This window comes from Aeromonas sp. R2-1 (assembly GCF_040908425.1).
Classification (GTDB): Bacteria; Pseudomonadota; Gammaproteobacteria; order Enterobacterales; family Aeromonadaceae; genus Aeromonas; species Aeromonas caviae.
In genome coordinates this window covers 148,265-162,395 of record NZ_JBFODR010000021.1, presented here as the reverse complement: position 1 = coordinate 162,395, position 14,131 = coordinate 148,265, and the positions used below count along the sequence as shown (strand labels likewise).

Here is a 14,131-nt window from a genome sequence, read left to right as displayed (position 1 = left end):
CTGTTGAAGGAATTGATGAAATTTACCTTAAAACGCCTGCCCTGTCTTGCCGCGCTGCACACCCCCCTTTGAAAAGACGTGTTTTCCGCTGTGAACTGGCCGCCGCCAGCCAAGCAGGAGCTGGCGATGCATGCCGACATGCTGAGGGTATTTGCAATACTGTATATACGTACATATACTTGCAATCACTATCATCAGGAGGGCGCCGCGATGGCCGTTGAGATCAAGTATGTTGTGGTACGTGGGGGAGTGGAGAAGATGACCTTTGCCAGCAAGAAAGAGGCGGATGCCTATGACAAACTGCTGGACACCGCCGATGAGCTGATGACACTGCTGGCGGGTGCGCCGGTCGCGCTTGCACCGGAGCAGCAGGAGAGTCTGGCCTTTTATCTGGCCGAGCAGCGAGATCAGTTGCAGCAGGTATTGCGCGGTGGAAAAGGGCAGGGGAATTCCCCCAAAGAAGACAAGCTGGATACTGAACTGCCAAAGGGGAAGCCCCTGAAGAGCGTGGCTTGAGACGAAAGGGCGGGGAAGGGGATGTGAGGCAGAAGCCGCTATCTCATTCATGAAAGTGCAACTTAAGTCATTGTCACGACTCTTTTCCCCGAGAATTTTCCAACCACACCGCATATTTATTGAATATGCCGATTGCTCGTCATCATGGGGTATCACAGCAAGATGCCTCAGGTCGTTGCCCCCAAGGCGCACTGCAAGCCCTGATGCCGATAACCCCATTTATCGGCATCAGGGGGGTGCGGCCCCGTTCAAAACATTCAACCGACATCACACACCATCATGACTCAACCAGCACTTCCACCCGCCATGCCGCTGTTCGATAGCGTGGACCACCTTGAGGCGGGCAATCCCCAGGTCAACCAGTACCTCGCCACCCTGAGTCTTGGCAAGGTCCCCGACGCGGGGATCGTGTATGAGCTGGCCGTCGACTGGCTGCTGGAGCAGCGCCACAGCGAAAACAACTACAAGACCTATCGCAGTGAGCTGACCACTTTTTTGCACTGGTGTTTTTGCGAGGTGGCCATCAGCCCCAGGGATCTCACCAGGCGCATCATGATGCGCTATCTCGACTATTGCCAGGCGCCACCGTCCGGACTGATTGCCTATCGCAACGTCGCCCAGTTCGTGCTCGACAAGGAGTGGGGGGAACGGTTGCCAAACCCCCTGTGGCGTCCGTTTCTTGGCAAGCGGGAACTGGGCCGGGAGCTGCCGTATCGACTGAGTGAGCAGGCAATGAAGACAAAACTCGCCATTTTGTCCGCCTTCTTCCAGTTTCTCATACAGGAGGAGTACATGGATCGCAATCCGGCTCTCCTGCTGCAGCGGGTTAAACGTGCGGGCCCCCAGGAGGCTGGTGAAGACGCGCAATCCTTCACCGAACTGCAATGGTCCTATGTGATGCAAGCCGCCGAACAGCTCGCTGCCGAATGCCCGGCACAACATGAGCGCAGCCGCTTTCTCATCTGTCTGATGTATGCCTGTTATCTGCGGATTTCCGAGGTGGCGGCCAGGCCGGGTTTCAGCCCCGTCATGGGCCAGTTTCGACGTGACGCCAAAACGGGCATCTGGGGTTATGACATTCCCCGCAGCAAAGGCGGTAAACGTCGCACCGTGGCCGTTTCTCAGGCTCTGCTCGAAGCCCTGGCTCGCTATCGTACCTTTCTTGGCCTTTCGCCACTGCCGGCCCCCGGAGAGCAGACCCCGCTGTTCGTACGCCACAAGGCGGCGGCCCATGGCCGCGAACAAGGCGAACTCAATGCCAATCTGGGTATCCGCCAGCTACGAGACCTGGTAATGGCGGTATTTGAACAGGCCGCAAGCCTTGCCGAACAAGATGGTTTTGATCAGGATGCTGCTGAAATGCGAACCCTGACGCCGCACTCCATTCGTCACACCGGCATCACCCATGACATCAATCTGCACGGACGGCCTTTATCCCACGTACAAGCCGATGCGGGACACGACAGCATCGACACCACCTCCAAGTATCTGCACACCGGCAACCGGGAACGTCACGAGAGTGCCAGCCGCAAGCCGCTGGACCACTTGCTCGGCCAGGACCGAAATATGATTGATAACCAGTGGTGAACAAATAAAGCTGCACTCATAACCAAGATGTTGGACCTAAAGGCAATCCTTGATTGACCATGCCTTGGGACTCATAAATCCGACACTGCGCATAATGTCGCGTTTGGTTAAATGCCCATGTGAAGCCCGCCGATAAGCCAGCCCACGCAATTTTGCTGGTTTATCAGGTATTTACTTGGATGGAACGAGAGTTGACCAAAAACTTCATTTTTCGTTGGTTTGAATGCGGTTTATCGGAAGAGGAGACGGCAAATCTATGTTTCGTTTCTGTGAGGCAGGTCACAAATTGGGATAAGGGTAAAGAGATCCCACCTGTCTATAAACGGCTTATGCGTATGGCATCTGGGCGGGAGCTGCCCACGATTTTCAAGGAGTGGCAGGGATGGCGGATGAAGAATGACTGCCTGATCGCACCGAATGGCGTCATGTTCGACAGGAGGAGGATCGAGGCGCTGGCCATCATCCAGGCCGAGCTGTCAGAGAAGCAGAGGGAAGCCTTCCACTGGCGGAAGAAGCTAGGCATCCAGTAGACAGGGGAGGGGGCGCAAGCCCCTTTTTCCTGACCTGGACAGGCTTGCAAACGTTTTCAGTTGAATGCAAGATAATTCAACATACACATAAAAACATGGGAATAAGTTCGGATGGGGCCCGTTATTGCTCATGGCAAACATATCTCCAGCATTTCTGAACAAGTGATCCAAAGCCAACTGATAGGGGCGTTCAACTCGGAGGGGTGCAGGATTTGGGTTGACAGCATCAAGACCCTCATCGCCAGCCTTGACGGTCATCCGTTCTGCTTCCTTGTCGATACAAGAAGCTACGAAGGCGGCACCGATGAGGCTCTCAGTACAGCTAATGACTTCAATGGTTGGCTCAACGGTCAGAAGATGGTCGCTAAAGCTCATGTCATCAGATCCCAGGTACTACACGACATAGCGATTGAGCGAGTACCCAACATAAAGCAGCAGAATGTCAGAACCTTCAAGAACCAGGAGGACGCCATGACTTGGTTGATGGAAGAGCTGAGGCTATCCGCAGTCGACCAAGCATGAATACCGCATCCACCTGGGGAACTGCCCAGGAAGGATGGCGGAAGAAGCTAGACAGGGTAGGGCAGGGGGCGCAAGCCCCCTTTTTCATGGGCGCAGCATGATATGTCGTGAAAGCCTGACCAGGTACGCTGGAGCGCAGCACAAACCACTAAAGATGTGATCCGTGGTGTCATCAGGCTCTGTGAAACGAATTCCCCCCGTATTACTATACGGGGGGGCAAACGAAGGAAGCTTTCATGGATATTCTATATAAATATTTATCAGAAAAATTAGATTTAGACCAATATTTAAAAGAACCAACGCTTAGAATATCCCAACTTGTTACATTAAATGATCCGTTTGAAGGTCGAATAAATAAAAAAGCAATTGGTATTCTCTCAGAAAAATTATGCAAGCAAATTTACCCGGATGAAAAATGGCATACTCTATCGATGCTGCTTGCAGAACAAAGCATTGATAGCATAATTAACACCTATGGGGTTATTTCACTCAGTGAGACACATCGAAATCTATTAATGTGGGCTCATTATGCATCCGAGCATCGTGGTGTATGTATTGGTTATAAAAGTAATGTTTTAAGCTCTGATGATTTAATAATCTCAGAATCAGAAAAACTAACACCATATAAGTTAGTAAAAGTTAATTATGATGATATTATTTTTGATCATGAGTATATTGATGCATTTCAAAAATTCGATTTCGATCAAGAAGAGCAATTTCAAAAAATGTCAATGAGGGCATTGACCACAAAAAGTGAAAACTGGTCATATGAAAAGGAACATCGTTACGTAGTTCATCTTGAGCTTTCCGATAAAATAAAATTCTTCAAACCTTTCGATAGCTTACCCGAGAGTATAAAAAAACTAGTAAATGGGAGTGTTATTCACGGCACGCACAAACTTTACAAAGGGGATAAGTATACGCAATTAACTTCCACACTTAGAGATGTAGAAAAGTGTGGATATATTTACAACATTACCTCCGTAGAAAACAAATTCATCAACAATAAAGAAGCATTTTTCTTAAAAGATATAGAAAAATCAAAAATCGCATCTATTTATTTTGGTGTTGAATCAGACCCGTCAATAATTGAACATGTAATTCATAATGTGATAGCTAATGATGAGGAATTAAAACACATAAGGGTTTATAAATATAAGCTCTCTGATGAACGCTATGAATTAGTTCCAATTCAATTGCATCCATTTAAAAAAGATATATAAAAATGCGAAATAATTGGCAGAGTGCTGCGCTGTAGCGGTTATTTTTCTTTGTAACTAGAAACCCTCAAAAGCCGGTTTAGCAGGGAAGGGAAGGGTCACAGTCTCACAGAAGCACTCAAAAGAAGTTTCGGCGAGCCCACCACCTTCCCAACAATGAGCCTCAGAGAATCGCCTTATAGGGGCTCACGCCCCTGGGGTTCAGTGGCCAGCCTTGAGACGCGCGGCAGCAGAGCGGGCACGGCGTTTTGCCCGGCAGTGGTGCTGCCACTTCACCTCCAGCTCGATAAGGTAGCCCCCAAAAAGCCAGAGCAGGGAGGCAGCGAGAACAGCACCACCAGGGCAACGCAGGCCCAACGAGCCTCGGCGGAATAGCTAGGATTGCTCCCTATGGCTATCAGGATGGCAATATCAATGCAGACAGCAATGATGCCAACCACAGTAACCCCCGAGCTGTATTTATGTCCGGTCATCGATAGGCGCCCCGTCATTCTTGGCACCAGCAAAGAGCGCACCATTGACCCGCTTACGCAAAGCATCCCCGTCAGGGTCGCAATAAACGTCCACTGGCTGCCCCTGGTACTGGATAACCGCATGACACGCCGTCATGGGCTTCAAATCGACGAAGAACTGCGGCCACTCCTCGGCGTAGATAGCTTGCTCGTCGTCACCTTTGCGCAGGGCGAAGCAATACTCGACGTTGTAGACGTCTCGATCACTTTTGGTCAGCACATGGCAGTTGATGATCATCCGGTATCCGGCGAACGGGCCTACAGCAAAGACGCCAGCAGCATCCGCAGCAGGAGCGCCACCAGGACGTACACTAGCAGCGGGCGCAGCACCCACTTGCCCAGGAACCGAAACAGCGGCGTCAGCGGGCGCAGAAGCCACCACAGGGGCTTTAGCAGACGAGTCAATATATTCAGGCTTGATGAAACCAAAGAACATACAGAGTCCCCAAATTGCCAGAACAATGAGAACTTTAGGATCTCGAAGCATCGAGCTGCCTGCGATTGTATCCGAGACTTTACCGGTTGTAGTCGAGTCATAAAGTTTGAAAACATATTTTGGCACCTTATTAAATGGCTTGGCTTGCAGCACATCAGACATGGATGTACCGGAATTATCGGAAAGGTGAAGGACGGTCTTATAACGGCCACCGATCCCCAATATCGCCATATTGGTATGACGAATCGCCGTCTCGGCCGCAGCTCGAATAACTTGGTGAACCTTTTTGATGTTCGGGGTTGTTAATACGAAATCCCAGTTATGGTGACGGTGCATATCAAAGGCCACGTCGATTGTTTCCGGTCGGCCATCCTCTTTCGCCTTATCCGGCCCACCAGGATAATCGAGTTTATCCAGGTCACTCTGGCGCCATGCTGGCGGAAATACCCGCTGCACCTCATCGACCAGGAAGAATGCCCCTTTAGGTGCCCAGTGATAGAAACGAGCCAGAAGATCACGCCCTTCCTGGGATTCTGTCTCGACGTAGAGCACCTCAAAGCTGTCTGGCACATCCTTCCCCAGCACTTCACGGCAGCGCTCAACAGAGAAGCCGCGCACGTTGGTAATGATGTAGCGACCCGCCTTGATGGCCGGGATCACATCGGTGTGAATAGCGCCGCTTGATTTATAAGACCCTGGCGCACCGTGATGGATTTTGATGGACATGGATCACCACCCGAAGATATTCAGTAGAAAGCGCGTCACAAACGCCTGAGTAATAACGGACAAGCCCTTATCAAATTTCAGATAGAGCAAGATATCCCGCACCGACGCTGGAAGACTGTTAAAGGAGGACGATATCAAATCGCTGAATTGCAGGTTTATCAAGATTTCCCTGGCAACGTCCCATGAAAATACCAGCAGGAATATTTTGAACTCAACCCATTGAATCGCCAGTTTAACCGAAATCCAGGCCGTTACCTGGACAGCGAGATTATATATATCGTTAAACAACCCACTGAATAAATCACCTAGCCATTCCATCGGTCACCTCTTAGCAATAATCATGAAAGCAACAAAGTAGAAGATAAACATCATCAATGCGGCCAGGAACTCCCAATAGCCGTCAGCATCAGGGCACACTTGATAAGCCTTGCCATACATAGAGAACATATCGAAGCATTTAGGAACAGAGGCGGAGCCATAGAACTGATATTTAAACATATCGGTCATTTCATTTTTAATAGAAAGATACTGGCTTTTTAAAGCCTCCTTATGCTCATCATATACTTTCGTTATCTGCTCCAGGTCAAAGGCACAACTAGCGTCATCCGAGCAAAGCGGTGATTCATATTCAGCCTTTGCAATATGCATAGGATTTGATGCCGAGCCAGGCATTTGAGAATAATCAATATTAAAGTCGCCAGACCCACCTTGCCCACCACCAGAGTTTCCCCAGCCATTCTTTAAACCATCTTGGAGCATGTATTTAATGCCGTAAAGATTGTCATTCATCTGGCTTAGATAACCAGACTGGCTAGATATGTTGGAGTTAACCGAATTAACCGAACCTTGAAGGCTCCCAATAGCACCAAGCATACTCCCCATATTGGATGACATGGAGCTTGTATTGCCGCTAATAGAGCCCAGAGTTGACATAGCCGATTGTTGCATTGCTTTCAGCGAAGCTACATCACCTTTGATTGCAGATAAATCAACAGTAGAAACGGCACCACTTGTACCACCAGAAGAACCCATACTATCAGCAATTTTCTTTAACTGAGCATTAGCTAAATCAAAATCAGCCTCCATACGAGACAAATAAAGATTAGTCCCCTCTATTCGACCAGGAGTTTCCCGTATATAAGTTAACGCCTGATCAAGCTTGTCATTAACGTCAGACAATTCGAGCTGGGTCTTAAATGTATTACCAGCAATCTGATTGGAATAATCCTTCAAACCAGAAAGCCTAGAATTAACCCCCGCAAACTGCTTACCTAAATTAGTATTAATCTTTGAAAGGGTATAACCCACTGTCTGATAACCGTAATGATTAAAATACTGCCAACCAGCAATATTATCGGTATCACCAGGAAGGCTACCATCCCCGCCAGGACTGCCCCCAGTATCACCACCACCGTCGCCACCAGTGCCAGTGCCAGTGCCCACAGTACATTCCACACCGTTAGACTGTATGGGGCCCATGGTGCCCGTAGATGGCGTCTCAACACAGACTCCAGGGCAAACGACCTGACACCCGCCCAGAGTGGAGGACTCCCATTTAACGCAATAGGGCATTGCTGTACCTATAGGCACATTTTGCAGATTGAGCCCTGCCGGACAGCTCGCAAACGCCCCCAGCGGCACCAGGAACAGCAGATAAAGCAATCTCACGCGACCCCCAATAAAAAAGGCGACCGAAGCCGCCTTGTGTCATATGGAAAACGATGCCCTGTACCCTTCAACAAAGAACAGGAACCACAACGTCCCAATGAGCAAAGACACGATTAGGCTTTGCGCATCAGGCCGATCAGGATGCCAGCACCGACGACCGTGGCCACGACCATCATCACCTTGGGCGCGGTGATAGTGACGTCAGACTGGGCATTATCCAGCGCAGCAGCAGCCGCTGCCGCCATGGATGTATCAGCAGCATTGGCACCGACGGCAGCCATAGAACCCACCAGGGCGATACAGCCATTGCGATAATAGTTTTTCATACTCGTTTATCCTCTTTTTGCACCTACAATTACGCGGGCAATAGCGCCCACTTTTAAACCCAAAGCCCAGAGAACAATGCCAGAGCTAAAGGCAATTCCCACATCCGCTATATCGAATTGAAACCAGTTGGATATATCGGTGAGTTTGGAATGCTCCTGGACAGTCAGGAGCACGTATTTACACGAATCCCCCTCAGAAAGGCGGGTATATCCTTCGGAGGTAATATCTAGGCAAATCATTATCGCGCCCTCGTCGTCGGTCGCTGCGCGCCCTCGCTCCTCCTCCTCGTTGCGCGCCGATTACAGCGGCTTTTTAGCGGCTTGGTAGCCAACGACAACGTTACGGGTCGGATTCTGGGGATCCGCTTCCAGAATAAGATCAATCGCCACCAACTTGGGGCAATCAGCCATTTCCTTGATAGTCGGCGCATCATTGCGAAGGGACAACTGGCGAACCTCATAGCCCCAAGAGTTGATATTGCACTCGGGCTTGTTGACGTTGTTTGCCGGAGCCAAATATTCAACTTGGGCAAAGTCGTAAGGCACCGGAGCGCCAGACTTGCGGGAAACACCGTAGCCATGGGTCACGCGAGTGACCAGAACACCAGACAGAATAGACATAGTTATTACCTCGTTGAAGAACCTTGGTTAGGTCGAAAATACTGGCAGCTCATCCAAGTCAGGAGGGAGCGGCATTCTTAATCGCGCCGGAATATCACTTTCTTCCAGGTGCGCAGTTAATTGGTTAACAATCTTCTCCGGCGATAACCCCTCGATGTTCGCTAACCAATTAACAAGGCGACCCGCCATGCGGGACATATTAAAGACGGCATTATCCCTGGACGTTTTGAACTTATTTTTAAAGGTGGTCAGTCTGACGGGCTTTATTTCCGCTTCCTGGATAGCAGCCAGCCATTTATCAAATTGCGGATACATCCCCGCAAAATAGGGGTCTGGGTTTACCAGAACGTCCAGCGGGATAATGCGGTCCTTATTGTGCAGCTCGCCTTCGGCGCGTACCCAATTCGGATACTCTGCCGACTGCATCTGTTTGCCCTTTTCGTATACCCGGGCGCACTTACCGTTGATGCGGCTGCCCACGTAGAACGAGCAGCCCTTGGTCGGCACCATGCCAAAGCGCTTGGCGATGCCCTTGGCAACCTCGGTGATCACGAACTCACCCGATTCAATCTTCATCCAGGACGGAGCGCGGCCCCGCTGGGGATGGAACTCGCCGGCTTCCGCGCCGGCAATGGCACCCTGGTAGGTGATGTGCTCGCCGCTGTAGTCATCCAGGGCGAGATCCACCCGTGTGATGCGCACGCCTGGAATGTGAGAGATAACATCATGCAAAGCCTGGAAATCCAGGGCGGCACAACCCACACCAGAAAAACTCACCATGCAACCATGGTTTGCCGCACCCCAGCCAATCAGGCCGCAGGGGATGCCGTCACACAGCAGGTCAGCCGAATTGGCGTAACCGTGCAGGCCAGAGCGGCGAGGGCGCATCGTGAAGCGCGGCTCGGGGATGGGGACACCAATGCGGGTATTCAGCTCCTCTAACCACAGCTCCAGCTCGTTGCAGCAGAGGGCATCCAGGAACTGGACGCCGTAGCAGTCGATCAAGTCGTTGTAGGCTTCCCAATACTTGGCACCCTCGACAACCTCGAACTCGGAGAACTTGAGCAGGGCAGTGCAGACCGCCTTCAACTCCTTACGAATGTCGGCACGGTCCTTGTAACCGGAATGCAAAGCACGCTCCATCATTTCGGTCATGGATAGCGTCACGACAGGGGCAGGGGACTTAGGCACCCCCTGGAGGCTTAACCGCTCAGTGGTCTTGTCAAATTCAACGGTTGGGGCAGGGGAGACCCCCAGCCGTTCGGCCTTGCCGCACAGGCGTTCTGTCACCTTGTCAAAACGGGCGAGGGGAGCGAAGCCAACCGGACGCTTCCAGAGATAACGCAGCCCCTCGACAGGGGGTTCAGAAATGGCCGCTTGCAGGGCCTTCACCTTGGTATCGAAGCGCGGGATAGCCTTCAAGAGCGCCCCTTGCTTGGCAAGCTCCTTCATCTGGATCAACTCGGTCGGTGCCCAGGTGAAGGACAGATAATCGATCAGGGTTTTGTTGCCGATAACCCCATTTATCGGCATCACGGAGCTATGACCAGCCATCAGAAGAAATCCTCCGGTGCGTCATAGCCTCCGTGGAGCTGCTCGTTAAAACACTGAGGGCAGATAAGAAGGACTACGCCAGGGTTATCCTCTGAGGCCAAGCGGCTAAGGGTGTCGGACTCACAACCGCAGAAGTGGCAGACCCCAGCCAATGGCATATCCGGAGTAACAGGGTTATGACCAGTCATCGAAAAACACTCCCTGGTCATAGAAGCCGCGCCAGGTGTCCTCGGTGACTTCCACCAGTTCGAACACGGTATCGGGGTACGTCATCGACAGATAGACCCGCAGCTCATGCAGGTCGCGGAACATCTCGACCTGACCCGCGATGCAGGCGGAGTAATCGCCAGTCGGCTCTGCCTGCCAATAGACCTTGCGCTCAATGAGCGCGGGCAGATCCTGGTTTTGTGGGCTAGAGTGGGTCATAGATCAATCACTTGAGTTAGTAGGCAAGTGCATTTGATCAATTTCCCAAGTAAGTTTCAACGGGCCTTTTTGACCGCAAAATGGTTATGATACGGCCATTGATAAACTGAGGAGTTAAGGCAAATGGACTCTAAAACGCTGATCCAGGCCTACATGAGAGCCAAAAAGTTCACCCAGTTTCAGGAAGTCGCTGTAGAGCTTGGCTTTACACAATCTCACGTCTCACGCTTGACCAAAGGCAAAGCGCAACTCACTGATGAGACTGCAAAAAAGATTGCCGAGGAAATCGGCCTAGACGTCAAAGAAGTGCTAATAAGCCTTGCGGCTGTCAGAGAGACCGATCCCGAGCTGAAACAGGCTTGGTACGATATCCTGGCGAAGTATTCGAAAGGAGCTGGCACGGCGGTAGCCCTTGCGGCGGCTGTGTTTCTGTCTCCACTGAGCGGGCCTGACCATACCGCGCATAATGTATATTATGTTAAATTGAATATCTTGGTATTCTGTCACCCTCAACCGAACTGTGTATAATGGTGGCAATTGATCCTATCCCCGACCGGATGTCTTAAGTGGCTGAATTAACATCAGAACAATTAAAACCCGCTTTCTCGATTGAGCAGTTCCCCACACTGGGCGAACTCGACCCCATTCCGTTTGCCGCCCTGCAACCCAGAGCGATTTCGGGTATCAAACGGCTGGCCAGTTTTGATGGTGACTGCCCGGTCATGATCCTCAATGGTTTCCCCGGTGCAGATTACGAGAATGTCTGCCAGACCCTGATTGCCTCTTCGAATGGCAAGGATGGCGACCTGTTCGATCTCTGTTATACCGAGAATCTCAACAACCCTTTCAAACCCATCTGGCTGCGCCTGCAACCGGGCTCGGGTTTCGAGTTCTGCGAGATGGTCGGAGAGCTGCTCAAGCTGATGAGCCACCATCTCGACGCCGAGCGGCTGGTCACCCGGATCATCCGCAAACAGAACAACGACCCCAAGATCGTGGATTTCCTCTCCGATCTGGCCGCCCATGTCGCCCAGGGCCTCGAGTTCCAGCACCCGGTACTCATCAACCTGCTGATCCATCATGAGGATCAGCAAGCCCCTGTCGTCTACGGCCGCGACCTGAACTGGGATACCTTGTTCGGTTCCATCAACTATCAGACGGAACAAGGCTCCGTCTACGCCAACCAGCATCTTTTGGAACCTGGTCTGCTGCGGGAAGCCAACGGTGGTTACCTGGTACTTCAGCTTGATGAGCTGCTGGATCAGCCTCATCTCTGGTTCAAGCTCAAGAACGCCATGCAAAAAGGCGAGCTGGACTGGAATGCCTATCAGGAAGGCAAGACGCTGACGCCCTTCTTCACCCCGGAGGCGACCCCGATCCGGTTCAAGTTGATCCTGGTCGGTGACAGGCTGGACGTGGCGGAATTCCAGATGCTGGACAGGGACATGGCGGAGCGTATCTTCCTGCGTGCCGATCTGGTCTCCGAAGTGAGCATCGAGGAAGATCTCCCCGCCTTCCTGCAATATCTCGCCTGGCTGCGAGCGCGCTGGGCGCTGCTGGATTTCACCCCAAGTGCCCTCCTCGCCCTCTGTCGCCATGCCAGCCGCCTGTGTGACCACCAGGAGTGGCTATCCCTCTCCGAGGTACAGCTCGGCGCCATCATGCGCATGGCCGACAGCCTGGCCCGCGAGCTGGAAGCGACCTGCGTCACTGACGAACATATCCTGCTCGCCCTGGAAGAGCAGGATTACCGCCTCAACTATCTGGTGGAGCAATCGGATCAGGGTGTCATCGACGGCCAGATCCTGCTGCAGACCGACGGTGAAGAGGTTGGCCAGATCAACGGCCTTTCCGTCATCCAGGTGGCCGGCCATCCCTATGACTTCGGGGAGCCGGTACGTCTCACTGCGACCGTCCACCTCGGGGATGGCGATGTGGCTGACATCGAGCGCAAGGCGGAGCTCGCCGGGCACATTCACGCCAAAGCCATGATGATCATCCACGGCTACCTCTCCAACAAGTTCGGCGCAGAGAACCCCTCGCCGCTCTCGGCCAACCTGGTGTTCGAGCAGTCATACCACGAGATAGATGGTGACAGCGCCTCCCTGACCGGCCTGTGTGCCCTGCTCTCCGCCCTCGCCCGCCAGCCCATCTACCAGCACTTCGCCGTGACCGGTGCGGTCGACCAGTTCGGCAATGTGCAGGCCGTTGGCGGCGTGAACGAGAAGATTGAGGGCTTCTTCCGGGTGTGCAAGATCCACGGTCTCACCGGCAAGCAAGGCATTCTGCTGCCAGGCACCAACGCCCAGCAGCTCAACCTCTCTGATGAAGTGATCGCGGCAGTAGAGGCCGGCCAGTTCCACATCCACCCGGTGGATCACGTGGAAGAGGCTATCGAGCTGCTCACCGGCTGCGTTGCTGGCGAACCGGACATGCCGGATACCCTGTTTGGTCGCATCCAGGAGAGACTGGACGAACTCAATGGCACGGCAACCAAGAGTGGCGGCCTGCTGCGCAGCCTGCTGGACCGGCTGCTTGGCCGTTAAATGAAGTGATCGGAGTTGTTTAGCGAACATCTGTAAGCTAAATTGGCCCGGCTTTGACCCATATGAAGGATAAACAGCGTGACCCTAGATAACGACACCACTGATCCCCGCCTCTCCCTGTGCGAACAAGGCAAAGAGTCCTTTACCCGTGAAGAGCTGCTTGCCTGCAGCCGTGGCGAATTATTTGGTGAAGGTAACAGCCAGCTGCCCGCCCCCAACATGCTGATGATGGATCGCATCGTCAAGATCAACGACCATGGCGGCGAGCACGGCAAGGGTGAAATCCTGGCTGAACTCGATATCACGCCGGATCTCTGGTTCTTCAACTGCCACTTCCCAGGCGATCCCGTCATGCCCGGCTGTCTGGGCCTGGATGCCATGTGGCAACTGGTCGGCTTCTTCCTGGGCTGGAAAGGGGGTCCTGGCAAGGGACGTGCGCTGGGTGTCGGTGAAGTCAAGTTCACCGGCCAGATCCTGCCGACGGCCAAGAAGGTCACCTACAAAATCACCTTCAAGCGCGTCATCAACCGCAAACTGGTCATGGGCATTGCCGATGGCGTCGTGGAAGTGGATGGTCGCCCCATCTACAGCGCCACCGACCTGAAAGTGGGCCTGTTCAAAGACACCACCGCATTCTGATCCTGCTCCTGGGTGAGCAGAGACAACGTAAAGGGGCCACGATGGCCCCTTTCCTTTTGTAATGAGTGATGAAGTATCGGTTACTTCATGAAGAGGCCTGAGCCTCGCCCTTCCATGGCATCGCGCCAACCACCAAGCCAATGGCCCCTGGCATCCAGGCACTGGTACGGACACGCTTCTTTCTGTTTGCCGACTACGCCAGCCTGATAACCACGAGCGCGAGCTCTCTCCAGACGGTCCCGTTTCTGTCTCTTCATCATCTACGACCCTCTTCGTGGAACAAAAAAAGCGACCAGTTTTTC

Annotated in this window: 16 protein-coding genes; 8 read left to right on the top strand and 8 right to left on the bottom strand. The window is 52.5% G+C overall.

The window, feature by feature from the left end; translation table 11 throughout:
* Positions 1-210 precede the first annotated feature (210 nt).
* The 5 genes from AB5Y80_RS06110 (at position 211) to AB5Y80_RS06090 (ending at position 4,378) form a co-directional block, all read left to right on the top strand.
* Positions 211-516, top strand: a complete 306-nt coding sequence (locus tag AB5Y80_RS06110; protein ID WP_010674755.1) for a YebG family protein — start codon at positions 211-213, stop codon at positions 514-516.
* Positions 517-795: 279 nt separating this feature from the next.
* Complete coding sequence (locus AB5Y80_RS06105) at positions 796-2,103, top strand: tyrosine-type recombinase/integrase (RefSeq protein ID WP_368172662.1); 1,308 nt, start codon at positions 796-798, stop codon at positions 2,101-2,103.
* A gap of 179 nt (positions 2,104-2,282) precedes the next feature.
* Complete coding sequence (locus AB5Y80_RS06100; protein ID WP_201893947.1) at positions 2,283-2,633, top strand: DUF3653 domain-containing protein; 351 nt, start codon at positions 2,283-2,285, stop codon at positions 2,631-2,633.
* Between the two features lie 111 nt (positions 2,634-2,744).
* Positions 2,745-3,155, top strand: coding sequence for a hypothetical protein (locus AB5Y80_RS06095; protein ID WP_323945495.1), 411 nt, complete (start codon positions 2,745-2,747; stop codon positions 3,153-3,155).
* Between the two features lie 236 nt (positions 3,156-3,391).
* Complete coding sequence (locus AB5Y80_RS06090) at positions 3,392-4,378, top strand: DUF2971 domain-containing protein (RefSeq protein ID WP_368172661.1); 987 nt, start codon at positions 3,392-3,394, stop codon at positions 4,376-4,378.
* 456 nt (positions 4,379-4,834) lie between these two features.
* Here AB5Y80_RS06090 and AB5Y80_RS06085 read toward each other — a convergent pair whose 3' ends face one another.
* The 7 genes from AB5Y80_RS06085 to AB5Y80_RS06055 form a co-directional block, all read right to left on the bottom strand.
* Positions 4,835-6,049 (bottom strand): zonular occludens toxin family protein, encoded by a 1,215-nt coding sequence (locus AB5Y80_RS06085; RefSeq protein ID WP_368172660.1) that lies wholly within the window; start codon positions 6,047-6,049, stop codon positions 4,835-4,837.
* 3 nt (positions 6,050-6,052) lie between these two features.
* Positions 6,053-6,367, bottom strand: coding sequence for a DUF2523 family protein (locus tag AB5Y80_RS06080; RefSeq protein ID WP_183148413.1), 315 nt, complete (start codon positions 6,365-6,367; stop codon positions 6,053-6,055).
* A 3-nt stretch (positions 6,368-6,370) separates the two neighbouring features.
* Positions 6,371-7,492, bottom strand: coding sequence for a hypothetical protein (locus AB5Y80_RS06075; RefSeq protein WP_368172659.1), 1,122 nt, complete (start codon positions 7,490-7,492; stop codon positions 6,371-6,373).
* A 338-nt stretch (positions 7,493-7,830) separates the two neighbouring features.
* Positions 7,831-8,043 (bottom strand): major coat protein, encoded by a 213-nt coding sequence (locus AB5Y80_RS06070; RefSeq protein WP_039040802.1) that lies wholly within the window; start codon positions 8,041-8,043, stop codon positions 7,831-7,833.
* 300 nt (positions 8,044-8,343) lie between these two features.
* On the bottom strand, positions 8,344-8,664 hold the full coding sequence (locus AB5Y80_RS06065) for a hypothetical protein (protein ID WP_323952817.1): 321 nt from the start codon (positions 8,662-8,664) through the stop codon (positions 8,344-8,346).
* Between the two features lie 27 nt (positions 8,665-8,691).
* Positions 8,692-10,218, bottom strand: a complete 1,527-nt coding sequence (locus AB5Y80_RS06060) for a replication initiation factor domain-containing protein (protein WP_368172658.1) — start codon at positions 10,216-10,218, stop codon at positions 8,692-8,694.
* 174 nt (positions 10,219-10,392) lie between these two features.
* Positions 10,393-10,644, bottom strand: coding sequence for a hypothetical protein (locus tag AB5Y80_RS06055; RefSeq protein ID WP_039040799.1), 252 nt, complete (start codon positions 10,642-10,644; stop codon positions 10,393-10,395).
* A gap of 123 nt (positions 10,645-10,767) precedes the next feature.
* Between AB5Y80_RS06055 and AB5Y80_RS06050 the strand changes: the two genes are divergently transcribed.
* The 3 genes from AB5Y80_RS06050 (at position 10,768) to fabA (ending at position 13,829) form a co-directional block, all read left to right on the top strand.
* Positions 10,768-11,172, top strand: a complete 405-nt coding sequence (locus tag AB5Y80_RS06050; protein WP_368172657.1) for a helix-turn-helix domain-containing protein — start codon at positions 10,768-10,770, stop codon at positions 11,170-11,172.
* A 38-nt stretch (positions 11,173-11,210) separates the two neighbouring features.
* On the top strand, positions 11,211-13,190 hold the full coding sequence (locus AB5Y80_RS06045; RefSeq protein WP_219603620.1) for a Lon protease family protein: 1,980 nt from the start codon (positions 11,211-11,213) through the stop codon (positions 13,188-13,190).
* Positions 13,191-13,268: 78 nt separating this feature from the next.
* Positions 13,269-13,829 (top strand): 3-hydroxyacyl-[acyl-carrier-protein] dehydratase FabA, encoded by a 561-nt coding sequence (gene fabA, locus AB5Y80_RS06040; protein ID WP_368172656.1) that lies wholly within the window; start codon positions 13,269-13,271, stop codon positions 13,827-13,829.
* An 80-nt stretch (positions 13,830-13,909) separates the two neighbouring features.
* On the opposite strand, the gene rmf is transcribed toward fabA, so the two are convergent.
* A complete protein-coding gene (rmf, locus tag AB5Y80_RS06035; protein ID WP_010674759.1) occupies positions 13,910-14,086 on the bottom strand; it encodes a ribosome modulation factor in 177 nt (58 codons plus the stop codon).
* Positions 14,087-14,131: the final 45 nt, after the last annotated feature.

Coding starts and splice junctions, on each gene's coding strand:
- AB5Y80_RS06110 (WP_010674755.1), top strand. CDS start 211: ATGGCCGTTGAGATCAAGTATGTTGTGGTACGTGGGGGAGTGGAGAAG.
- AB5Y80_RS06105 (WP_368172662.1), top strand. CDS start 796: ATGACTCAACCAGCACTTCCACCCGCCATGCCGCTGTTCGATAGCGTG.
- AB5Y80_RS06100 (WP_201893947.1), top strand. CDS start 2,283: ATGGAACGAGAGTTGACCAAAAACTTCATTTTTCGTTGGTTTGAATGC.
- AB5Y80_RS06095 (WP_323945495.1), top strand. CDS start 2,745: ATGGGGCCCGTTATTGCTCATGGCAAACATATCTCCAGCATTTCTGAA.
- AB5Y80_RS06090 (WP_368172661.1), top strand. CDS start 3,392: ATGGATATTCTATATAAATATTTATCAGAAAAATTAGATTTAGACCAA.
- AB5Y80_RS06085 (WP_368172660.1), bottom strand. CDS start 6,049: ATGTCCATCAAAATCCATCACGGTGCGCCAGGGTCTTATAAATCAAGC.
- AB5Y80_RS06080 (WP_183148413.1), bottom strand. CDS start 6,367: ATGGAATGGCTAGGTGATTTATTCAGTGGGTTGTTTAACGATATATAT.
- AB5Y80_RS06070 (WP_039040802.1), bottom strand. CDS start 8,043: ATGAAAAACTATTATCGCAATGGCTGTATCGCCCTGGTGGGTTCTATG.
- AB5Y80_RS06065 (WP_323952817.1), bottom strand. CDS start 8,664: ATGTCTATTCTGTCTGGTGTTCTGGTCACTCGCGTGACCCATGGCTAC.
- AB5Y80_RS06060 (WP_368172658.1), bottom strand. CDS start 10,218: ATGGCTGGTCATAGCTCCGTGATGCCGATAAATGGGGTTATCGGCAAC.
- AB5Y80_RS06055 (WP_039040799.1), bottom strand. CDS start 10,644: ATGACCCACTCTAGCCCACAAAACCAGGATCTGCCCGCGCTCATTGAG.
- AB5Y80_RS06050 (WP_368172657.1), top strand. CDS start 10,768: ATGGACTCTAAAACGCTGATCCAGGCCTACATGAGAGCCAAAAAGTTC.
- rmf (WP_010674759.1), bottom strand. CDS start 14,086: ATGAAGAGACAGAAACGGGACCGTCTGGAGAGAGCTCGCGCTCGTGGT.